The 20,959-nt window shown below is 37.5% G+C and carries 21 protein-coding genes and 2 tRNA genes; 11 read left to right on the top strand and 12 right to left on the bottom strand.

What is annotated here, in order from left to right; translation table 11 throughout:
• Nucleotides 1-46 precede the first annotated feature (46 nt).
• Nucleotides 47-1,642 carry a S41 family peptidase gene (locus R2R28_RS06660; protein WP_316824925.1) on the bottom strand — a complete coding sequence of 532 codons (1,596 nt, stop codon included), beginning with the start codon at nt 1,640-1,642 and terminating at the stop codon, nt 47-49.
• Nucleotides 1,643-1,916: 274 nt separating this feature from the next.
• Here R2R28_RS06660 and R2R28_RS06655 point away from each other — a divergent pair, with 274 nt between their 5' ends.
• Both R2R28_RS06655 and R2R28_RS06650 read left to right on the top strand, forming a co-directional pair.
• Entirely contained in the window at nt 1,917-2,273 is a 357-nt protein-coding gene (locus R2R28_RS06655; RefSeq protein WP_316824924.1) for a DUF1801 domain-containing protein, read from the top strand.
• 12 nt (nt 2,274-2,285) lie between these two features.
• Nucleotides 2,286-2,729, top strand: a complete 444-nt coding sequence (locus R2R28_RS06650) for an SRPBCC domain-containing protein (protein WP_316824923.1) — start codon at nt 2,286-2,288, stop codon at nt 2,727-2,729.
• Between the two features lie 167 nt (nt 2,730-2,896).
• On the opposite strand, the gene R2R28_RS06645 is transcribed toward R2R28_RS06650, so the two are convergent.
• Both R2R28_RS06645 and R2R28_RS06640 read right to left on the bottom strand, forming a co-directional pair.
• A tRNA-Phe gene (locus tag R2R28_RS06645) sits at nt 2,897-2,969 on the bottom strand.
• 354 nt (nt 2,970-3,323) lie between these two features.
• Nucleotides 3,324-3,396, bottom strand: a tRNA-Phe gene (locus R2R28_RS06640).
• A 229-nt stretch (nt 3,397-3,625) separates the two neighbouring features.
• Here R2R28_RS06640 and R2R28_RS06635 point away from each other — a divergent pair.
• On the top strand, nt 3,626-4,921 hold the full coding sequence (locus tag R2R28_RS06635) for a (Fe-S)-binding protein (protein WP_316824922.1): 1,296 nt from the start codon (nt 3,626-3,628) through the stop codon (nt 4,919-4,921).
• A 93-nt stretch (nt 4,922-5,014) separates the two neighbouring features.
• Nucleotides 5,015-5,803, top strand: coding sequence for a (Fe-S)-binding protein (locus tag R2R28_RS06630; RefSeq protein ID WP_316803965.1), 789 nt, complete (start codon nt 5,015-5,017; stop codon nt 5,801-5,803).
• A 126-nt stretch (nt 5,804-5,929) separates the two neighbouring features.
• Here the strand turns inward: R2R28_RS06630 and R2R28_RS06625 are convergent, their stop codons facing one another.
• Entirely contained in the window at nt 5,930-6,436 is a 507-nt protein-coding gene (locus tag R2R28_RS06625) for a hypothetical protein (RefSeq protein WP_316824921.1), read from the bottom strand.
• A gap of 50 nt (nt 6,437-6,486) precedes the next feature.
• Between R2R28_RS06625 and R2R28_RS06620 the strand changes: the two genes are divergently transcribed.
• Both R2R28_RS06620 and R2R28_RS06615 read left to right on the top strand, forming a co-directional pair.
• A complete protein-coding gene (locus R2R28_RS06620) occupies nt 6,487-6,966 on the top strand; it encodes an ABC transporter ATPase (RefSeq protein WP_316824920.1) in 480 nt (159 codons plus the stop codon).
• Between the two features lie 272 nt (nt 6,967-7,238).
• The gene (locus R2R28_RS06615) at nt 7,239-9,653 is read left to right on the top strand and encodes an AsmA-like C-terminal region-containing protein (RefSeq protein WP_316824919.1); all 2,415 of its coding nucleotides are present in this window, start codon (nt 7,239-7,241) and stop codon (nt 9,651-9,653) included.
• 59 nt (nt 9,654-9,712) lie between these two features.
• Here the strand turns inward: R2R28_RS06615 and mtgA are convergent, their stop codons facing one another.
• Nucleotides 9,713-10,441, bottom strand: a complete 729-nt coding sequence (gene mtgA, locus R2R28_RS06610; RefSeq protein ID WP_316824918.1) for a monofunctional biosynthetic peptidoglycan transglycosylase — start codon at nt 10,439-10,441, stop codon at nt 9,713-9,715.
• A 199-nt stretch (nt 10,442-10,640) separates the two neighbouring features.
• Here mtgA and R2R28_RS06605 point away from each other — a divergent pair, with 199 nt between their 5' ends.
• Both R2R28_RS06605 and R2R28_RS06600 read left to right on the top strand, forming a co-directional pair.
• Entirely contained in the window at nt 10,641-11,450 is an 810-nt protein-coding gene (locus tag R2R28_RS06605) for a DUF1080 domain-containing protein (protein WP_316824917.1), read from the top strand.
• Between the two features lie 30 nt (nt 11,451-11,480).
• Nucleotides 11,481-12,179, top strand: coding sequence for an SDR family oxidoreductase (locus R2R28_RS06600; RefSeq protein ID WP_316824916.1), 699 nt, complete (start codon nt 11,481-11,483; stop codon nt 12,177-12,179).
• A gap of 214 nt (nt 12,180-12,393) precedes the next feature.
• Here R2R28_RS06600 and R2R28_RS06595 read toward each other — a convergent pair whose 3' ends face one another.
• From R2R28_RS06595 to R2R28_RS06575, 5 genes are all read right to left on the bottom strand, one after another.
• Complete coding sequence (locus R2R28_RS06595; protein WP_316824915.1) at nt 12,394-13,506, bottom strand: Fic family protein; 1,113 nt, start codon at nt 13,504-13,506, stop codon at nt 12,394-12,396.
• Between the two features lie 242 nt (nt 13,507-13,748).
• Nucleotides 13,749-14,192, bottom strand: a complete 444-nt coding sequence (gene rplI / locus R2R28_RS06590; RefSeq protein WP_025144599.1) for a 50S ribosomal protein L9 — start codon at nt 14,190-14,192, stop codon at nt 13,749-13,751.
• Between the two features lie 12 nt (nt 14,193-14,204).
• A complete protein-coding gene (rpsR, locus tag R2R28_RS06585; RefSeq protein ID WP_010599582.1) occupies nt 14,205-14,468 on the bottom strand; it encodes a 30S ribosomal protein S18 in 264 nt (87 codons plus the stop codon).
• Entirely contained in the window at nt 14,468-14,824 is a 357-nt protein-coding gene (rpsF, locus tag R2R28_RS06580) for a 30S ribosomal protein S6 (RefSeq protein WP_025144598.1), read from the bottom strand. The genes rpsR and rpsF overlap by 1 nt, the downstream gene beginning before the upstream one ends.
• 251 nt (nt 14,825-15,075) lie before the next feature.
• Entirely contained in the window at nt 15,076-15,669 is a 594-nt protein-coding gene (locus R2R28_RS06575; protein WP_316824914.1) for a hypothetical protein, read from the bottom strand.
• 180 nt (nt 15,670-15,849) lie between these two features.
• Here R2R28_RS06575 and R2R28_RS06570 point away from each other — a divergent pair, with 180 nt between their 5' ends.
• The 3 genes from R2R28_RS06570 to R2R28_RS06560 all read left to right on the top strand — a co-directional run bounded on the left by R2R28_RS06570 (nt 15,850) and on the right by R2R28_RS06560 (nt 19,565).
• Nucleotides 15,850-16,713 (top strand): AraC family transcriptional regulator, encoded by an 864-nt coding sequence (locus R2R28_RS06570; RefSeq protein WP_316824913.1) that lies wholly within the window; start codon nt 15,850-15,852, stop codon nt 16,711-16,713.
• A 27-nt stretch (nt 16,714-16,740) separates the two neighbouring features.
• Nucleotides 16,741-17,496 carry a DUF1570 domain-containing protein gene (locus tag R2R28_RS06565; protein WP_316824912.1) on the top strand — a complete coding sequence of 252 codons (756 nt, stop codon included), beginning with the start codon at nt 16,741-16,743 and terminating at the stop codon, nt 17,494-17,496.
• A gap of 242 nt (nt 17,497-17,738) precedes the next feature.
• The gene (locus R2R28_RS06560; protein WP_316824911.1) at nt 17,739-19,565 is read left to right on the top strand and encodes a DNA polymerase III subunit gamma/tau; all 1,827 of its coding nucleotides are present in this window, start codon (nt 17,739-17,741) and stop codon (nt 19,563-19,565) included.
• A 29-nt stretch (nt 19,566-19,594) separates the two neighbouring features.
• On the opposite strand, the gene R2R28_RS06555 is transcribed toward R2R28_RS06560, so the two are convergent.
• Both R2R28_RS06555 and R2R28_RS06550 read right to left on the bottom strand, forming a co-directional pair.
• Nucleotides 19,595-20,266, bottom strand: a complete 672-nt coding sequence (locus R2R28_RS06555; protein ID WP_316824910.1) for a TlpA family protein disulfide reductase — start codon at nt 20,264-20,266, stop codon at nt 19,595-19,597.
• 187 nt (nt 20,267-20,453) lie between these two features.
• A complete protein-coding gene (locus R2R28_RS06550) occupies nt 20,454-20,861 on the bottom strand; it encodes a hypothetical protein (RefSeq protein WP_316824909.1) in 408 nt (135 codons plus the stop codon).
• Nucleotides 20,862-20,959 lie beyond the last annotated feature (98 nt).

The raw sequence follows: 20,959 nt of genomic DNA, 5'->3' as shown, positions 1-20,959 counted from the left end.
CGATCAACTTAATGGTGTTGACCGGGCTTTTTTGATATCAATTTTACTAAAACTTTTTATTCGGCGTCATCACCATTCCTTTAAATCCATGAGGATCTAAACGTTCACCAACTGATTTAAGTTCTTCTGCCGATAATTTTGCAGGCATAATGGTGGAGGTTGCGCTTAAACTTGCTGTTTTCGCTGCTGTAGTGATAAAACTTCCTGTTCTGGCATATAATAATGCATAACCCAAAAGGGTTTCAGTCTCATCTCCAAAAGCCTTGGTCAAATCCTCGAATGATGATTTATCAACAGTTAAACCTGCATAATAACCACCAACTCCGTTTTGGTTTTTGGTTTCAAACTCCGGAATATACATGTCCACTTTATCAATCCTGATCGGGAAAAAGCCAACCGGTTTCCCGTAAGTGGTGCTACCAATCAACTTTACATCCATTACCGGTTTCAAACTGTTAATCGTTAGCTCACTTGCTGATGCGGTAGATCCTGTAACCAGAAAATAAATTCTGCTAAGGGTCAACGTACCTGATTTTGCAAATTTTTCAACATTATCTTTCGCTGTAGGCGAATAATCATAATCTGCATAGGTGGCATATTTTTTATTTACCCCATTGGTAAAAGTTTGCAGTTTTCCTTCATCATCAAGCAATGGCTGGTGGGCTAATACAGAGGCTTTACGCTGCGCCGTAGTAATCGATTGCAGGTAATTGTTATAATAAGAAGTAAACATGGTATTACCCGTTTGTGCTGCCGGAGCTGCCAAATTGATAATCTGTGTGGCTGTTGATACATAACCACCACCATTGTAACGTAAATCAACAACCAGTTCGGTTACACCCGCCGTGGCAAAGTTAGCAAAGGCCGTATTCAAAGCTGCAGATGCGTTATTGGTAAAACTGTTAAAAACAATATAACCCACCTTTTTTGTACCAACCGTATAAGTATTGGTATATAAAATAGGATTAACCGTATAAAGTTTACTGATCACAACAGCTGTTTTCGGATTACCATTGATATCATTAAATGCCAGGTTGATACTCGGATTGCTACCAAAAATGGCATTATTTAAAAAATCAATACTGGTTTTATTATAAGTGAGGTCTCCCCTTCCGTTTACACTCGTTATCCTACAGCCACGCGTTAAACCTTGTTGGGCTGCAGGTGAATTTGGATATACATATTTTACCCTTAAATCTGTTTCTGTATTATAACTTACCGAAAAACCATAATCATTGGCCGAGCCGTTCACATCAGCTTTTAACGCACCGGTTTTACCTGTGGCAGCTGCGGAATAATCAAAAAACGAATATTTAGGTTCTCCAGGTGTGCTGCTTACATATTCGTAGGGCTTACCTGTTAACGGATCATTAGAATACTGCGTCATGGCATAAAGCTCTGCCTCGTTCGAACTAAAATTACGCGGATTAAAACCCTCATAAGTTGGTAATGAGGTATTCCAGTAATACAGTTCCTTACCGTATAAAAAGATCGAATCCTTCGTTAGTTCATCCCGGGTGCCACTTGGGGTAGTTGGCGTAACCGGTTCTTCGGGCGTTATGCTGTTTTTTTTGCAGGCAGGAATTACACCCAAAATTAAAAAACCCAACAAGATCAGGTGGGTAAATCTGTTATTTTTCATAGGTTTTGTGGCATTATGTACTTATATACGTGTAGATTAAAGGTTAAGTTGTTTGAAAATAAACTTTTATTTACCATTCAACTAAATATAAGGTAAAATATTGTGCAGGCATATAGATGTACCGTCCAATCAGGTAAATCTATCGATTAAATTACTTTAATTATATTAAAAAATCATAAAAAAATTAGTCCTTCCAGCCCCTGTAAGTTGTCGCCTTTACACCGCTTTATATATTGGTACACTTTGCAATTTTACTTTATAAAATTCAGGCCTTATGAGCATTAGCAAAATGAACACCTTTATGGATAAGTTAGAGCATCCCCTAAAAAAAGAAATGGAGAAAGTAATTTCCATTATTACTGCTGCCGACCCAAAAATAGAAAGTGATATTAAATGGGGAGGGCCAAGTTTTAAATTTAAGGAAGATATGGCCAGCATAAACCCAAAAATCAAAAATTATGTAATGGTTGTTTTCCATAAAGCATCGTTATTAAATGATGGTTTCGGATTTTTGGAAGAACAGACCAAAGGAAAAGCTTATGCCAAATTTTATAATATGGCAGATGTAGATCAACACGCAACAGGACTAAAAAAGGCTGTTAAAGCCTGGGTAAACCTAATGGAAAACTAAATAAAAGGAAACATGGAAAAAATTGAATTTAAAACAACCATTAATGCCTCAGCAGAAAAAGTATGGAATGTACTTTTCGGAGTAAAAACCTACCCTCAATGGACAACTGTTTTTGCGGAAGGATCGCAGGTAGATACCGACTGGCAAAAGGGAAGCAGAGCCCTGTTTCATGATGGCAAAGGAGATGGAATGGTTGCCGTTATTAAAGAAAACATCCCTAACTATTACATGTCTGTTAAACATATTGGCGAGATAAAAGACGGAAAAGAAAACCTGCACGATTGGGGCGAATCGCTCGAGAACTATACGCTACACGAAAAAGAAGGTAAAACCGAACTTTTAATCGATATGGATATTACCAAGGAATGGCTTGAATATTTCGAAAAAACCTGGCCAAAGGCTTTGGATAAAGTAAAAGAAATGGCAGAAAAAGCACATGACCATATTGAAACATAAGATCTGTAAATAGAGGAGTTGGAGATATTAATTTTTTCCTCTTTAGGTTAACAAGATTATTTGCTTAGTCCAAAGATTTTGTAACTGATCCTAAATAGAACCCACATTTTCTTAAAGAAAATATCTTAAACCAAAAAAGCCTTTCATTTCTGAAAGGCTTTTGGAAGTGGTGCCACCTGGATTCGAACCAGGGACACAAGGATTTTCAGTCCTTTGCTCTACCGACTGAGCTATGGCACCATCCGTTTGGGATTGCAAATGTAGTGTTCTTTTTCTCAATTCCAAAAAAGGATTTCAGTTTTTTTCCTTCAAATGCAACCAAACAAGGCCATCTTTTTGATAAGCAGAAAGATATATTAGAAAAATATTTTCATTTTATTTGATATCGTTTGTAAATAAGGCATCTCACTACTTGCTTTTTACGCTGCTATAAATTATTAAGGCTTCTAACCACACCATGCAACTTAGATGATCTTAGGTGATGAACAATATCTAAACCATGCTAAACTGTTTCAGATAGATTCAGCTCATGTGGTTCCAGCAAAAATGCCATAAAACCAAAAAAGCCTCACATTTCTGTAAGGCTTTTGGAAGTGGTGCCACCTGGATTCGAACCAGGGACACAAGGATTTTCAGTCCTTTGCTCTACCGACTGAGCTATGGCACCATCCGTTTGGGATTGCAAATGTAGTGTTCTTTTTTCAAAAGCAAAACTTTTTTTTAATTATTTCAGTGTTACTCTGATTATCAATTAATTAATTTTTTATCAAGCACTAAATACGCTTCAATTGTTGCTTAGAATGAATACAAACAAATAATTTTATAGTTTTTTTTATGCATGCATAGTATTTTTTTAAGATTAATATCCTAATTTAGCGTAAACAATCTAATATTGCATGGTGGCACAGATCCTCTTTCTAGTACTTACACTTGCAGCAAGTGCGCTGTTTACAGTTAACCTGCGTAAAATAATTCGCAATATCCGGCTAGGCAAAGCCGTTGATCGTAAAGATCAGCCTCAAAAAAGGTTAATCACCATGCTTCGTGTGGCTTTTGGTCAATCTAAAATGGTGGTGCGCCCTATCCCGGCCTTCCTTCACTTTTTCGTTTATATCGGTTTTGTAATCATAAACATCGAAGTATTGGAGATTATGATTGATGGTTTATTTGGCACACACCGCATTTTTAATGGTTTAGGTGGACTATATAATTTCCTGATCGCTTCTTTTGAAATTCTCGCCTTTACCGTTTGGGTTTCTTGCGCCATTTTTCTTATCCGCAGAAATATACTTAAACTTAAACGTTTCAGCGGGGTAGAGATGAAAAGCTGGCCAAAATCTGATGCCAATTACATCCTGATCACCGAAATTTTATTAATGAGTGCTTTCCTGCTCATGAATGCCGCCGATGCTAAACTACAGCTTTTAGGCGTTAGCCACTATGTAAACGCAGGCGCTTTCCCGGTGAGCCAGTATTTAATGAACATCCTTCCTTCAACAGAGGGCGCACTGGTAATTGTAGAACGAAGCTGCTGGTGGTTTCACATTATTGGCATTCTGGCTTTCTTAAATTACCTGCCTTATTCAAAACATTTTCATATTCTTTTTGCCTTTCCAAACACTTATTTTTCTAACCTGGAGCCAAAGGGTGAGTTTACCAATATGGCTTCGGTAACCAATGAAGTAAAAGCCATGCTCGATCCTTCATTTGTTCCGGCAGAAACCGAACCTGGCAAATTTGGAGCAAAAGATGTGACTGATTTGAGCTGGGTAAACCTGATGAATGCTTATACCTGTACCGAATGTGGACGGTGTACTTCTGTATGTCCGGCAAATATTACAGGCAAACTTTTATCACCACGCAAAATTATGATGGATACCCGCGATCGCATCACAGAAGTGGGCCAGAATATTGATAAACACGGCGCAGAACATCAGGATGGCAAAGCCTTATTAGACGATTATATTACCAGAGAAGAAATCTGGGCCTGTACCAGCTGTAATGCCTGCGTGGAAGCCTGTCCGGTAAATATCGATCCTTTACAAATCATTATGGAATTACGCCGTTACGCCGTGATGGAAGAATCGCAGGCGCCAGGCAGTATAAACGCCATGTTAGGAAACATAGAGAACAACCAGGCACCCTGGAAATACTCGCCAGCCGATCGTTTTAACTGGGCGCAGGAAAGTTAGCAATTGACAGTTTTCAGTTGGCATTGAATTAAAATAATAATGACAGCAGGTCTTGATACTTAACACCAAAGACTTGTACTAGATACGACACAAATGGAATTTAAAGTCCCTACAATGGCCGAATTAATGGCCGCAGGTGAAGAACCGGAAATATTATTTTGGGTTGGATGTGCAGGAAGTTACGACGAACGGGCACAAAAAATTACCCGCGACATCTGTAAAATCTTACATCATGTAGGTATAAAATACGCTGTTTTAGGAACAGAAGAAAGCTGCACCGGCGATCCGGCAAAAAGGGCTGGTAACGAATTCCTTTTTCAGATGCAGGCCATGACCAATATTGAGGTTCTGAATGCCTATAACATTAAAAAAATAGTAACCGGCTGTCCGCACTGTTTTAATACCATTAAAAACGAATATCCGGGCTTAGGCGGCACTTATGAAGTGATTCACCATACCCAATTAATCCAGGACCTGATTAACGAGGGCAAACTAAAGGCTGAAGGTGGTGAAAGCTTTAAGGGCAAAAAAATCACCTACCACGATCCTTGTTATTTAGGCCGCGGAAACGGCATTTACGAAGCACCAAGAAAAGCGTTAGAAGTTTTAGATGCACAGCTGGTCGAAATGAAACGCTGTAAAAGCAATGGCTTATGTTGTGGCGCTGGTGGTGCCCAGATGTTTAAAGAACCTGAAAAAGGAAATAAAGACATCAATGTAGAGCGCATTGACGAAGCGTTGGAAACTAATCCAGAGGTAATTGCAGCCGGCTGTCCATTCTGCATGACCATGCTAAGCGATGGTATTAAATTAAAAGATAAAGAACAGGAAGTAAAAGTGCTCGATATTGCTGAAATAACGGCAAGGGCTAATGGGTTGTAATTTTTTTTTTACGAAAATCCCCTTACGGTTTCGTCATTTCGAGTGGAGTGAAACGTAGTCGAGAGATCTACATATATAGATCTCTCCATTCCGCGATGCTCCAGTCGGGATGAAGATAAACAGCAACTAATCTTCAGATTTTACTTCTGCTTTAGATACTTCAGCTGGCGGCAGCTTAACAATCTTCTCCAGGTTATCCCTGATCAGGTTTAAATCTTCTGCCTCCATATTTTTTAGCGGAATAATGATCTGCGTAGCCATAGAGTCTACATCGCCTCCCCTATCCTTATAAGTTTGCACAATTACATCGTCGCCTTTGGTGTGGATATATAGTTTACCCGAATTCGTCGTACCATAATAATCCATATCCTTAAATTTCGATAGTTTAAACGCGAAATACTCCGTTTTACCATTATTAAAGTAACGTTTGTAACGGCAAAAACCATTGTTGGTAACATTTAGTTCATAACGTTTAATCTGAGCACTTTCCTGACCGGGATCGTAATGATCAGTGAGCGATTTTTGCAGGTAGCCTACATATTGTTCCATAGGTTCGGGATCGGAAAAAGCGTATAAAAACACACAAAAAGCCGAAACAAGGGATATTTTCAAGCAGAATGTAAACTTTTTCATCAGGTTAGCGTTTTAAACACAGCAAATTAATTAAAATCATAAATTTGTATATGAGTTTTTCTCCACAATCAAGAGTTTGGATATACCAAAGCGATCGCAAATTTACTTCTACAGAAGAAAATGAGATCCTGAACAAATTAGCGGCTTTTACCAATCAATGGAAAGCACACGGAAACGAATTGCTTGCAAAAGCAGAAATCAGATATGGTTTTTTCATTATTCTTACCGTTGATGAAAGTCGGGCAGGCGTAACCGGTTGCTCTATCGATAGCTCTGTACGGTTAATTAAAGAAATTGAGCAAGAATACCATGTTGATCTTTTTAACCGTTTTAATATGGCTTATAAGGTAAACGATGAGGTTGTGGTAAATAGCAAAGAAGATTTTGAAACTTTGGTTAATATTAAACAGGTAACTCCAGAAACCATTGTGTTTAACAACATGGTACAAAACCTGGCTGAACTGGAAACCAAATGGGAAGTTCCTTTTCAAAACAGCTGGCATTCTACTGTTTTTGCGCACCTGTTGTAAAATATAATTTAACCACAGATAAAAAGGATGCGCACAGATATAAATCCGTGTTTATCTGTGGTTAAAAGCAAACTGAAGAACCCTTTCTACAAACACCGCCTCGCCGATTTCACCAGCTCACAGTTTTTAACTTCAAAATACCATCCCGATCTCGAATTACTTTTAAAATAACTGGCTTTTAAAACTTAAGGTGCTAATACTGATATTTTTCACTACTAACCAAACAATTAGCCTTTAAAAAACATTATATTGGTTAAATCAAACTAATGTGTATGAAGCGCTGGCTTAAAATCTCTTTAAAAATCGTATCGGTTTTAGTTGTCCTGATTATATTAACCTGGCTGGCGGGTGCATTTTACATTAGCCGTAATAAGAAAGAAGTGCTGGCTTCTATCCTCTCGCAACTCAATAAAAATTTAAACGGAAAAATTACGGCCACCAGCATGGAGCCTACACTTTTAAAAAGTTTTCCTGGCGTTTCGGTATCATTAAATGGCGTTTTATTAAGGGATAGCTTATGGGCTCAGCACAAACACGATCTTTTAAAAGCGCAGGATATTGATGTATCATTAAACGTCCTCTCACTTATTGTAGGCAACATTAATATCAAACAGATCGCCATTAACAATGCTGCGATATACATCTATACCGATTCTACAGGTTACAGCAACACCAGTATTTTTAAAAGTAAACCTAAAACCGATAAAAAATCATCGCCGAAATCTTCCGCATTAGAGGTAAAGAAAATAGACTTTAATAAGGTAAGTTTAATACTCGATAATAAAAAAAGGTTTAAGCTGTTCAATTTTGATATCGACCAGATCCAGGGCAGGATGGAATATCCGGATAGCGGCTGGACAGGTAAAATCAAACTGGCAACTAAAGTAAACAGCTTTGCTTTTAATACCCGTAAAGGAAGCTTTTTGAAAGACAAAACCCTGAATGGGACTTTACTGGCACATTATAGCCGCGATTCGGATGCCGTAATTTTAAAACCAGAAGTATTAAATATCGGTGGTCACCCTTTTAAAATAGGTGCAAAGATAGACCTTTCTAAATCTGCCTTTGCCATTAGCATCGCTGTTGATGATATTTTATTCAGGGATGTGGCTTTACTGCTTTCGCCCAATATTTCTTCCAAACTTTTAAAATTTGGCATTGAAAAACCGATCAGTATCCGTGGAAATATCATTGACGATGGATCTGGCAAATACGGAGATCCGCTAATCAAAGTGGGCATTATGGTACGCGATAATATCGTTTCTATTCCCGCAGGTAAATTAACGGCCTGTAATTTTGATGGATCATTTACCAACCGGGATACTGTTGGCGGCATTATCGGTGATGAAAATTCTTCGATCAAATTTCACAAACTCACCGCAAAATATTTTAATGCACCCCTCAAAATCGATACTTTTACCGTAAATAACCTCTCCCAACCCATCGCAACAGGACTGGTAACTTCTCAATTCCCCTTATCTAACTTAAACAATTCATTAGGTACCAACGATTTCGAATTTAAAAACGGAACCGCCAACTTAAGGTTATACTGCAAGGCCGATATCGATAATTTCAGGTTCACCAAACCGGTGGTTTCAGGTAAAATACAGATTGCCGATGCTGATATTCTTTATATTCCAAGGAAACTTCATTTGGTAAAAAGTGCCTTGAATATCAACTTTAACCAAAATGATTTATCGATCCAGAACGGACATTTCCAACTGGGTAAAAGCGAGCTGAATGTAAGCTGTAGCATCGCCAACTTTGCCAATTTATATTATACCGCACCCGACAAAATATTGGTGAATTTAAAAATGACTAGTCCACAGTTGTATTTAAAAGAATTTTTACCTTTTTTAGGTCCAAGATCTAGCAATAAACCTAAATCAAGTGGAAATAAACGGGTAGTTTCAAAAGAACTGAGCAATGTACTCGAACTTTCCAAAATGAATATTCGTTTAACCGTAGATAAAGCAATCTATGATAATTTTACTGCCAAAAACCTCGATGCAGATATTTCATTACGTGGCGGCGGAATATTTTTCAATAAAATAAGCGTGGCCCATGCGGGTGGTTTGTTATCTTTAGATGGGAATATCATGCAGGAAGCTGCTTCTAACAGCTTTAAAATCAATTCGAAAATCAGCCATGTAAGCGTGAAGGATTTCTTTTATTCTTTTGATAATTTTGGACAGAATACCATCACGAATAAGAACATAAAAGGCTACCTGTCTTCACTGGTCAACATTTCTGGCAGAATATCCCATACCGGTAAAATTCTTCCCCGCTCGATAAATGGAAAAGTGGTATTTAACCTGAACAATGCAGCCCTTGTTAATTTCGACCCAATGGTAAAGGTTGGTAAATTTGCCTTTGCTAATAGAAACTTATCAAACGTAGAAATCAAAAACCTGGATGGAACACTTAACATCAGAGGTGATAAGGTTGATATCAGTCCGATGCAGGTTAACTCAAGTGCTTTAAACTTTAACGTTAAAGGAACTTATGCTTTAGGCACCGGAACCAATGTAGCGATGGATATTCCATTGAGAAACCCTAAAGGCGATGAAAACCTCACCAAGGCTGAAAAAAGAGAAGCCCGTATGCGTGGTATTGTGTTACACCTGAAGGCCGTTGATGATGAAAAAGGCGGGATTAAGATCAGATGGAATAAAGACCATGATTAGTCTTGAGTCCCAAGTCTACTGCTTATAAATATAATAGACTAAGGACTTTGGACTGCTGACTAAAAATCAAGCGGTCCTAACCTGTTCATGTTCCTTAAAATCAGGTATTGGCGGTGCCTGATGTATGGTGTGGCATTTTTAGGCGTCCATCTTCTTGGATTTGGAAAACAGGATGCAATTAAAGCGGCCTGTTTTTTAGTGAGTTTGGTGCACGATTTACCATAATATTCCTGAGAAGCCGCTTCTGCACCATAAATACCATCGCCCATTTCAATTACATTTAAATAAACTTCCAGAATCCTTTCTTTGCTCCAGAAAAGTTCGATCAGCAAAGTAAAATAAGCTTCAAAGCCTTTCCTGATCCATGACCGGCCGGGCCATAAAAAAACGTTTTTAGCTGTTTGCTGCGAAATGGTACTTCCGCCTTTCACTTTCTTGCCTTTAGCATTACTTGCAAAGGCTTTCTCGATCGCTTTCATGTCAAAGCCGATGTGTTTTAAAAAAAGCTGATCTTCGGCAGATACCGCAGCCCTTTTCATATTGTCGGACATATCATCAAATTTCACCCACTTTTTCTCTGTTTTAAAGGGCTTTCCATCGGCTTTACGCTCAATGTTACGCAATACCATTAAAAGTGTGATTGGTGGGTTAATGAAACGCAGTGCAATTACCCAAAATACAGACACCAGCAAAAAGTATAAAAATACCTTAGTAGCAATATTGGTGATTTTTTTTAAAAGCGGATGTTTTGCTTTACTTTTCGTTCTGGTTGTCCCGGTTTTCGCCATAGGCCAAAGATAATTAAAGGGATGGAAGATGGGAAATACAGCTAGCAGGAATAATTTCTTTTTTTGATCAAAAATATCGTTCTAAAAAAGTTAAAATGCAAAATTCTCGTGGTAAACCCTTAATGTGTAGTAAAATCACTTTGTTTATGTATTTTGTGATTCAGCGTTTTAAACGGACCGGAAAATCAACTTTAACCAAATGAAAAAACTAAGCTATTTACTTCTCGCTCTTACTTTATGGGGCTGCAGCAGCACGAAAAACATCAATAACAATTCAGAAAAATGGATTACACTTTTTAACGGGAAGGACATTAAAGATTGGAATGTAAAAATCCATCACCATGATTATAATGTGAATTATGGAAACACTTTCAGGGTGGTTGATGGTACAATACAAGTGCGTTATGAACAATACGGTGATTTTAATGACCAGTTTGGCCACCTTTATTACAAAACGCCCTTTTCTTATTATCACCTTAAACTGAAATACCGCTTTGTTGGCGAACTGCAAAAAGGTGCTCCAAGTTATACCCTGCGCAATAGCGGTGTAATGTTCCATTCGCAGGATCCGAAAACAATGCCGAAAGAACAAGATTGGCCAATTTCGATCGAAATGCAGTTTTTAGGTGGCCTGAGCGATGGCCGCCCGCGGCCTACAGGTAACATGTGTTCACCAGGTACGGATATTTTTTATCAGGGTAAACTATATGATGGACATTGTTTAGACTCTAAATCAAAAACATATGATGGCGATCAATGGGTATCAGCCGAGCTGATTGTAATGGGCGATTCGCTGGTTACGCACATTATCAATGGTGATACCGTTTTACAATATAGCAAACCACAGATCGGCGGTGGTGTAGCCAACCGCTACGATCCAAAAATCAAAATCGATGGAAAAGCGCTTACCGAAGGTTTTATTGCCTTGCAAAGTGAAGGTCAGCCGGTAGATTTTAAGGATATCCAGATCATGGAGCTGCCGCATAATGGCAAGCAAAAATCAAAATAAACATTTTTCGATATCATACGTTACAAGAACATGAAAGTTGCATTAATTACAGGAGGAAGTAAAGGAATAGGTTACGGTATTGCCGAGGCCCTTTTAAAAGCAGGTTACAAAGTAGCCATCACCAGCAGAACAATCGAGAGTGCAAACCAGGCAGCGGCCAATTTGGTGGCTCATGGCGATGTATTGGCCATTGAAGCCAATGTTGCCAATTTTAACTCTCAACAGGATGCCGTAAAGCTGATTCTGGAAAAATGGGGACAATTGGATGTATTGATTGCCAATGCAGGCATTGGTCATTTTGCACCTATTGACGAGTTAGATATTGATTTGTGGAAGGAAACCATTGATACCAATTTAACAGGTGTTTTTTACAGCATCAAAGCCACAGTCGACGAACTAAAAAGAACTCAAGGGCATATTTTTACGATATCCAGCTTGGCGGGCACTAATTTCTTCGCAGGAGGCTCGGCCTATAATGCAAGTAAATTCGGTTTAACAGGATTTACCCAATCTGTGATGCTTGATTTAAGAAAGTATGGTGTAAAAGTGAGTACCATTATGCCTGGTTCAGTAGCAAGCCATTTTAATGATCACCAACCGGATAGCGAAAGTGATGCCTGGAAAATCCAGCCGGAAGACATGGGTAAACTGATTGTTGATCTTTTAGCCATGCCAGCCAGAACTTTACCAAGTAAGGTAGAAATCAGACCAACTACGCCTAAAGGCTAGTGAGATGGATGATGTGAGATGGATAATGGAAGACGGGTTAACTCAATTTCATTATTACCTATACCTCTGGGAGATCAATAATGATTTCCCAGAGATTTACGCTAATTTGATGCTATAATAGGTTTCTTCTTCAACTGAAAAGATCATCATCCGAAAAATTTGGCTTTTTCTTGGAAATAGCTACTTACAGAATTAATTATCCATAACATCACCATTACCCTCTTAAGATCTGAATAAGATCATCATTAATGTAGAATACCTCTTTCCCGTCTTTAATGTTGCTTAATATTTTGGCATCCATTAGTTCATTAAAATATTTGGTAAGGGTTGTTCTTGAACTAATTCCTAATAAATTGCCAATAAGTTTTGGCTTGATATATGGTTGACTAAAGATAGCTTCATTAACTTCTTTACTGTACCACTTCATTTTTGATTTACCATGGACCAAAGTGGCTTCCATCTGACTAAGAATACTTAAAATCAATTGATTGGTAAGCACAGCGGTCTTCTCTATTGCATCAAGCATATATAATACCCACGGTTTCCACAAACCTCTTTGTGTTACTGTGCCTAAATGATAATAATAATCATCTTTGTTAAGGATAATGTATTTAGAAAGATATAGTATAGGCTGATCCAATAAATGCTTACTTACCAGGTACAACAAATTTAAAATCCTTCCGGTTCTTCCATTCCCATCAAAAAACGGATGTATTGCCTCAAACTGATAGTGCGCGATACACATTTTGATAAGCGGATCGGTTGGATACTTAATATCGTTGTTCAGGTAATCTATTAAATTCCCTATTTTTTCTTCAATTATACCTGTCCCCCTCGGAGGGGTGTATATAACTTCCCCTGATTTAAATTCGCTTTGCCCTTTTTTGATTACGGTTAAACTTTGCGGAGGTCTAAAACCTGCAGTTGAATTTTTAACCTGCCTGAATGTGTTAATAACACAACCTGTATCTATTTTTCCATTTGAACGGATTAGTTTATACCCTTCCCAAAGTGCTTCCCTGTAGCGTAATACTTCCTTGGTTGCGGGCTTAATATTTTCTTCATTCAAGGTTTCAGATACCGCTTTGTATAATTCGTCTTCAGTTGTAAATATATTTTCGATCGCGGTTGAGGTTTGCGCTTCCTGCAACGCAATGGTATTTACCAGCATAGTAGGGTTAGGTAAGCGCTGAAAGCTGCTGTTGGTTGTTGCTAGTACTCTTGATGCCGTTACTAATTTTTTAAGGATATCAACATCCTGCTCTACATCATTTAGCGGTGGCAGATTTGGCAGCTGGTTGTAAGGTTGTAATCTATCGTATGCCATAAGCGTTCATTTTTTATGTATTATTTGAACACGTTTTATAATTAGTTTCAAATAATGAACATATTATTAAGTCATGTTCATTATATCCGAAATACTGAACATATCACGAATTTACGAATATAACTGAACATATAAAGCCAACATGTTCATATTTTTATAAAAAGTGAACACATAATTTTTTTTTGCGCATAAAAAAAGTCCCGATTTTCACCGGGACTTTTTATTGATTCTTTAAAGAATGCTTATTCAGCGATTACTTCGAAAGGAACCTGAACTTTAACTTCTTTGTGTAAGTTTAAGTTAGCAACATATTCGCCAACAAATTTAGGTTCAGTTTCGAAAGTGATGCGACGACGGTCTACATCAAAGCCTTGTGCTTTTAATGCTTCAGCAATCTGGATGGTGTTAACCGCTCCGAAGATTTTTCCGCTTTCGCCTGCTTTAGCACCGATTGAAAGTTTAACATCAGTTAAACGCTCAGCAACACCTTCAGCATCTTTCTTAATTTTATCTTGTTTAAAAGCAGCTTGCTTTAAGTTTTCAGCTAAAACTTTTTTAGCAGAAGAAGTAGCCAATGCTCCAAATCCTTGAGGGATTAAATAGTTACGGCCATAACCTGGCTTTACTGTAACTACATCATCTTTCTCACCAAGGCCTTTAATATCTTGTTTTAAAATAATTTCCATATCTCTAGCCTCCTATTTTAATTGATCAGCAACGAAAGGTAACAAACCGATATGACGGGCACGTTTAACTGCCTGAGCCACTTTACGTTGGAATTTTAACGAAGTACCAGTTAAACGGCGTGGTAATAATTTACCTTGATCGTTGATAAATTTCAACAAGAAGTTTGCATCCTTGTAATCGATGTATTTAATTCCGTTTTTCTTGAAACGGCAATATTTTTTACGGTTATCCTCTACTTTAGGGGCAGTTACGTATTGTATTTGTTCTCTTGCCATTACGCTGCAACCTCCTTAGTTTTTTTGTTAAAAGCACCACTACGCTTTTTCTCATTGTAAGCAATTGCGTGTTTGTCTAAACGGATAGTTAAGAAACGTAACACACGCTCATCGCGTTTTAATTCAAGCTCTAATTTTGCGATCAAATCTCCTGAAGCTTTGTATTCAGTTAAGTTGAAGAATCCGTTTGATTTTTTGTCAATTGGATACGCTAATTTTCTCAAACCCCAATTATCTTCCTGGATAATTTCGGCACTGTTGTCAGTTAGAACTGCTTTAAATTTAGCTAATGCCTCTTTTGCAGCCTCTTCTGATAACAACGGGGTTAGAACGATAACAGTTTCGTACTGATTCATTGTTATAAATTATGTTTTTAATTTTTTAATCCCGAGGTATATTACGGGGATGCAAAAGTAACAATATTTTTCTTTAAATCAAAGGATTAGTCAGAAATTATGATAGAATAAAGTAAGATGGAAGATGTAATAAGGTGAAATGGACAATTGAAACTATGGGCACTACCTCATCCATCCTACATCTTCCATTTAAACAAAAAAAGGGGAATTATCTATCAAGACAATCCCCCTACATCTATTAGCTGTTATTGTTAGTACGTTTGCACAGTTTTAACAAAACACTCATCTTTAAACTTAACCACAAAGGTTAATTCTCTTGAGTCTGTTTTGCTGATGTTGAATTTTTTAGTCAACTGTGCTTTATCTTTAAATACCTCGTTGTAAACCTCATCATTGTATTCGTTGTACACTTTAACTTCGATCGGATTTTTATCCAGGTTATCGAGGCTAAGTGTGATTACTTTATCATTTTGAGTATAAACAGGTTTTGATATGTTAGAAATTGTTGGCTCCGAAACTACTGCCTCACCATCTTTAATGGTCACGGCATATTTTGCCAATTTTGCTTCAGACTCTACTTTAAGCACATAGTTTCCATCAGGAAGTGCGTTTAAATCGTAGATTTTGCTTGAAAATGCTGTTGCATGAATAGTTTCCTCAAATAAAACCTCATCATCAGAACCAAGAAGTGATAAATTCACATTTTCTGCTTTATCAGCAGTAAAACGGATATATTTTTCCTTTTCGCTTTTTACTTTTAAAGTAAAATCATCATCGTTAGCGTGAACACCCGTAGCAGTAAAAAACAAAGCTGCTATTAAACCGATTTTTAAGAACTTTTTCATAACCAATATTTTTTAAGAGTTAATCATTATATGATGGTACTAAGGTAGGGCGCTAATTGGGATATAGTGAGTTGCATATTTTCCACTTTCTATGCTATATTACCCCAACAATACAGCAATTTGACAAAAAGCTATAATAAAGCATATTTTTATGTATTTTGGTAAAATAATTTACAGCATATGAAACCAAGTTTCGAAGTTGTTGAACCTTCTTTCGGAAGTTCATTCTATTATTCGAAGTATGTAGAAAATGCCAATAATATGGCGCACCTCTGGCATTACCATCCGGAAATCGAAATGGTATTTGTAAATGGTGGCGCCGGAAAACGGCAGATCGGCAGTCACGTTTCCTATTATACAGATGGCGATCTGATCCTGATCGGCAGCAACCTACCCCACTGCGGGTTTACCGACACCAACACAGGTAATAAAAACGAAACAGTGATCCAGATGAAACCAGAATTTTTGGGTGATACTTTTTTAGGTTTACTGGAAATTAAAGGTATCTCCGAATTATTTGATAAGGCAAAGGCAGGCATTGCTTTTGGAGCCGAAACCATGCGCAAAGTTGGAGATAGAATTGAAATGATGGATGATCAGCCACCTTTTGAAAGGTTGTTGACTTTGCTCAGTATTTTAAAAGAACTGGAACTGGCCGGAGATTATAAAATCTTAAATGCAGATGGTTTTTCGATGGAAATGCAGGTACAGGATAACGACCGCATCAACATGATTTTTAACTATGTAAAAGACCACTTTCAGGATCAGATCAGTTTACAGCATGTGGCAGAAATGTCGAGCATGACCGTTCCTTCATTTTGTCGTTACTTTAAAAAAATTACCAAAAAAACCTTTACGCATTTCGTAAACGAATACCGTGTGGTACATGCTTCGAAACTTTTAGCAGAAAAACCGACGAGTATAGCCAATATCTCTTACGAAAGCGGTTTTAACAACTTTAGCCATTTTAATAAATTATTTAAGGAATTTACAGGTAAAAGTGCTTCAGAATATAGACATGAGCTGAAATCGGTGATTAAATAATATATTAGGATAGTTTTTTTAAAAAATATGAACAAGCTTTTCCTATTAATATTTGTCAATCTGATCAGCGTAAGCCTTTATGCCCAGTATGTTGAGATTAATCCGGTCAACTGTAAAATAAACGATAACGAGCAGAAGAAAATCGAAAAACTGATTGCTTACGAACGGATGTTCTGCAATGAAATTTTTGAAACCAGCGAAAACGTAACTGTACCTGTTAAAATAAATCTTTATGGAAAATCTAAAGATTACCGTGTAGAAAAAGCCAAATACAACGCACCATCAACCACTGGCTTTTATATACCAACTATAAATGAGGCTTTTATCATGAAAGGAAGCAATTTTATAGCGGTGGTATTACATGAAGCCAGTCACAGTATTTTTCAGTTTAATTACCAAAAAGCACCAAAATGGTTAAATGAAGGTTTAGCCGAATTCTTCGAAACACTGGATTTTGACAGTGAAGGAAATTTATATTCTTACCCGCAAAGCGACCGGATTAAAAGTATTAAAGCTGGTTTGGATTTTAAAGATACCGACAGGTTAAAAACCTTTTTCAGAATATACGATGGTACTTTTTACGGGCATGGCGTGGATGACAATTACAATACGGCTTACAGCATTATCTATTATTTTGTCAAAAACAAAAGAACAGCAGCTTTAAAAAACATCATCAAACTAACTGCACAAGGCTACGATACCGAAAAAGCCATTGAAGTTACTTATGGTAGTTTTAATGCATTTGAAAGAAGTTATAAACAGTTTTACAACCTGCATCCTTAAACAATGAACAAATGATTGAATTTTGAATGAGTAAATATATGCGTTAAGTCTAACCCTTAAAACATGTCAACTTTACAACATTAAAAACGTTCCAACATTCATTAACAAAGCAATTCAACAATAAAGCAATTAACAATGGCTTACCAACATTAAAACCTTCAAACATTAAACTCCACACCCAACTTTTCAACATTCCAACTTTTCAACCTCACAACACCTAAATTTTTCCTATTTTCGTGCCGATGGAAAATTTTATTGTTTCTGCCCGTAAGTACCGCCCAGCCACCTTCGAAACCGTAGTTGGCCAGCAGCATATTACCGGTACGTTAAAAAATGCCATCAAAAACAATCAGCTTGCCCAGGCCTTTTTATTTTGCGGGCCACGCGGGGTGGGTAAAACAACCTGCGCACGTATTCTGGCCAAAACCATTAACTGTACCAATCCTACAGCAGAAATGGAAGCCTGCGGACAATGCGACAACTGCCTTTCTTTCCAGAACGGACATTCTTTTAATGTACACGAGTTAGATGCGGCATCGAACAACTCTGTTGATGATATCCGTAGTTTAATTGAGCAGGTGCGCATACCACCACAAGCCGGAAAGTACAAGATCTATATTATAGATGAGGTTCACATGTTATCTCAAAGTGCATTTAATGCCTTTCTGAAAACTCTGGAAGAACCACCTTCTTATGCCATTTTTATTCTGGCTACTACTGAGAAACATAAAATCCTGCCAACTATTCTATCACGTTGTCAGATTTTCGATTTCAACCGTATCCAGGTAGATGATATTGCAAGTCACCTATCAACCATTGCCCAACGCGAAAACATTGCTTTCGAAAGTGATGGTTTACATATTATTGCCCAAAAGGCTGATGGCGGTTTGCGTGATGCACTTTCGATGTTCGATCAGATTGCCAGTTATGCCAACAAGAACATTACTTATAAAGCGGTAATTGATAACCTGAATATTTTAGATTACGATTACTTTTTTAAACTTACTTCTTATTTAACTGCAGCTGAAGTAAGCCAGACTTTGCTTTTGTTCGATGAAATTCTGAACAATGGCTTTGATGGCAATAATTTTATTAATGGTTTAGCCAGTCACTTCCGTAACCTGTTAGTGGGTAAAGATGCCGCTACCATTAAACTTTTAGAGGTGAGCGAAAACATTAAGCAAAAATACCTCGATCAGTGCCGTCAAACAGAACTTTCGTTCCTGTTAACCGCATTAAACCTGGCCAATACCTGCGATTTAAATTACAAAAACTCTAAAAACCAGCGTTTACAGGTAGAATTGGCATTGATTAAAATGTGCCACATCCGGTCAGTCGTCAATTTAGCACAACAGCCTTTAAATACCAATAACACAGCAACTGACGGAGATCAGGATAAAAAAAAAACTAATGTCGTAGCCGAACAGCCTGAAAGCCAAAAGCCAAAAGCCGAAAGCGTAAATACGGTTCAAACTGCTGCACCCGTTGTTAATCCCCCTGTTTTACCCAGCATTCCTTTAGAAGAAAAAACAAAGGAAATACCAAGGGTAAGCAGTCCTCCGCCATCTACTACTTCCATTAATATCAATATATCAAAAGCTGGGGCAGCCAGCATGCTTATTCCTTCGCTAAACGATTTCGATCGTATTGCCCAGGAGGAGGAAGATAAAGGACCGAAAAAAGCAACCGGTGAGGCCCGCGAAACTTTTAGTTACGACCGCTTATTGGAAATTTGGAGCATATACACTCAACGGCTTAAGGCCACCGATAAAATTAATCTATTTACGATTTTAAATAATTTCGCCCCTACATTATTAAATCCTCAACTGATTGAAATTTCGGTGGAAAGTAAAACACAGGAACACCTGATCCAACAAGAATCAGTTGATCTCTTGAATTTCCTACGGAATGAACTCCGCAATTTTGGGGTAGAGGTTGTATATAAACTGGTAGAGCGTAAAATAGAAAACAGGCTTTACGGTAACCGCGAAAAATACGATTACCTGGTAAATAAAAACCCAAAGCTTGATGAATTACGCAGAAGATTCAATTTAGATATTAACCCCTAATCATTTAATTGATTGAAATTTCGGCGTATTTAAATCTTCTGGACGTACTTTTCAAGAAATAGCTTAAAATTTTCTACTTCAACTCCCGATTTATTTTTTCCGGCATCATTATAAAGTTTTATAAATTGTTTCAAGCTGGCAGTTGCATCAATGCCTTTTTCTGCCTGTAGCAACATATACATGGCTATCGTGCCCTCACTACCTAAATCTACTCCCATGCCGCCACCCAACACTTTCCTGCCCTTCCCCAAAATAATATTATATGGCAGTCCTTCCATATCTACATGTAACACATCCATGTATTTTTTGTAAAGGCTATCCGGAAGAAAGAGATTTACGCCGCTTAACTTTTCACGTTCAACAACCTTTTTCCATTCCTCTTTTTTGCTATCAACGCCTATATTAAGTACAATTATTTTTGGGTTTTCTTTAAGTTTAGCCGCAATCATGTTAATGCCGGGCATCTCATTAATGCAAGGCTTACACCATGTACCCCAAGAGTTTAATAATACAGTATTATCATCAAAATCAGATAGCTGAACTATTTTTCCTGACAGGTCTTCGAGTGCCATTTGCGGCACCTCTAACCCATTTTTTTTATTGAATTTGTTAACTGCGTGGTTTATTAGAAGCGTTTTGCACGAACAAAAAGTAAAAAATGAGAGGGAGAGCACAAAACACAAGCGTAATATTTTCATCATTGAGAACGATTAATTTTCCCACAATATAAGAAGATTAACAAAAATATAACGTCCTGTTTGCATCTACGCTATTAAATATAATTAAAACAAAAAGCAGGATTACACATCATTTTACAAATGTATAACCCTGCTTTTCCATTTATGATTGTTTCGTCAAATTACCATTTTCCGGATGGCAATCTCCTGACTATTTTTGGGGCGTATCGTTAACCGGATAACCTTCTTCGTCCAAATCGTCTCGGTTATCTTCAGGGGTACGGGCAAGTATTTCATCCTCTGCGTTCAGTTTTACACTTTCTCCGTTATCTACATGCATGCCTAACTCTTCTAAGTTATCTTCGGCAATTTCTTCGTTGCGTGCATATTCATTGCCAACATACGGATTTGCTTCATCATAGGTAGAATCATCATCTTTGGCACCGGCAGCAACCGTTTCATATCCCATCGGATGATCGTATTCACTATCCGTTCCTTTTACATCAAGCTCGTAACTTTCTTTATTTTTATCGTACGATAAATTTTCTTTATTGATTTCACTATTTTCTGTGGTACTGTGTATTTTATCCTGCGATCCTTTGTTTTCGTTAATTGCCATGGTATGGGTCTCCTATAATTTATAATGTTATAACAAAGCGGTGTAGATAAGGTTTTTCTTTAGCCATATAATTTTATTATTATTTGAGCGTGCACCAA

The organism is Pedobacter miscanthi, assembly GCF_032678605.1.
In the GTDB taxonomy this organism is placed as follows: Bacteria; Bacteroidota; Bacteroidia; order Sphingobacteriales; family Sphingobacteriaceae; genus Pedobacter; species Pedobacter miscanthi_A.
The sequence above is the reverse complement of the archived record's forward strand: the minus strand, read 5'-3'. Positions and strand labels throughout refer to the sequence as shown.

What these genes read in the sequence shown, in the direction of transcription:
- R2R28_RS06660 (WP_316824925.1), bottom strand. Translation starts at nt 1,642, where the DNA reads ATGAAAAATAACAGATTTACCCACCTGATCTTGTTGGGTTTTTTAATT.
- R2R28_RS06655 (WP_316824924.1), top strand. Translation starts at nt 1,917, where the DNA reads ATGAGCATTAGCAAAATGAACACCTTTATGGATAAGTTAGAGCATCCC.
- R2R28_RS06650 (WP_316824923.1), top strand. Translation starts at nt 2,286, where the DNA reads ATGGAAAAAATTGAATTTAAAACAACCATTAATGCCTCAGCAGAAAAA.
- R2R28_RS06635 (WP_316824922.1), top strand. Translation starts at nt 3,626, where the DNA reads ATGGTGGCACAGATCCTCTTTCTAGTACTTACACTTGCAGCAAGTGCG.
- R2R28_RS06630 (WP_316803965.1), top strand. Translation starts at nt 5,015, where the DNA reads ATGGAATTTAAAGTCCCTACAATGGCCGAATTAATGGCCGCAGGTGAA.
- R2R28_RS06625 (WP_316824921.1), bottom strand. Translation starts at nt 6,436, where the DNA reads ATGAAAAAGTTTACATTCTGCTTGAAAATATCCCTTGTTTCGGCTTTT.
- R2R28_RS06620 (WP_316824920.1), top strand. Translation starts at nt 6,487, where the DNA reads ATGAGTTTTTCTCCACAATCAAGAGTTTGGATATACCAAAGCGATCGC.
- R2R28_RS06615 (WP_316824919.1), top strand. Translation starts at nt 7,239, where the DNA reads ATGAAGCGCTGGCTTAAAATCTCTTTAAAAATCGTATCGGTTTTAGTT.
- mtgA (WP_316824918.1), bottom strand. Translation starts at nt 10,441, where the DNA reads ATGGCGAAAACCGGGACAACCAGAACGAAAAGTAAAGCAAAACATCCG.
- R2R28_RS06605 (WP_316824917.1), top strand. Translation starts at nt 10,641, where the DNA reads ATGAAAAAACTAAGCTATTTACTTCTCGCTCTTACTTTATGGGGCTGC.
- R2R28_RS06600 (WP_316824916.1), top strand. Translation starts at nt 11,481, where the DNA reads ATGAAAGTTGCATTAATTACAGGAGGAAGTAAAGGAATAGGTTACGGT.
- R2R28_RS06595 (WP_316824915.1), bottom strand. Translation starts at nt 13,506, where the DNA reads ATGGCATACGATAGATTACAACCTTACAACCAGCTGCCAAATCTGCCA.
- rplI (WP_025144599.1), bottom strand. Translation starts at nt 14,192, where the DNA reads ATGGAAATTATTTTAAAACAAGATATTAAAGGCCTTGGTGAGAAAGAT.
- rpsR (WP_010599582.1), bottom strand. Translation starts at nt 14,468, where the DNA reads ATGGCAAGAGAACAAATACAATACGTAACTGCCCCTAAAGTAGAGGAT.
- rpsF (WP_025144598.1), bottom strand. Translation starts at nt 14,824, where the DNA reads ATGAATCAGTACGAAACTGTTATCGTTCTAACCCCGTTGTTATCAGAA.
- R2R28_RS06575 (WP_316824914.1), bottom strand. Translation starts at nt 15,669, where the DNA reads ATGAAAAAGTTCTTAAAAATCGGTTTAATAGCAGCTTTGTTTTTTACT.
- R2R28_RS06570 (WP_316824913.1), top strand. Translation starts at nt 15,850, where the DNA reads ATGAAACCAAGTTTCGAAGTTGTTGAACCTTCTTTCGGAAGTTCATTC.
- R2R28_RS06565 (WP_316824912.1), top strand. Translation starts at nt 16,741, where the DNA reads ATGAACAAGCTTTTCCTATTAATATTTGTCAATCTGATCAGCGTAAGC.
- R2R28_RS06560 (WP_316824911.1), top strand. Translation starts at nt 17,739, where the DNA reads ATGGAAAATTTTATTGTTTCTGCCCGTAAGTACCGCCCAGCCACCTTC.
- R2R28_RS06555 (WP_316824910.1), bottom strand. Translation starts at nt 20,266, where the DNA reads ATGATGAAAATATTACGCTTGTGTTTTGTGCTCTCCCTCTCATTTTTT.
- R2R28_RS06550 (WP_316824909.1), bottom strand. Translation starts at nt 20,861, where the DNA reads ATGGCAATTAACGAAAACAAAGGATCGCAGGATAAAATACACAGTACC.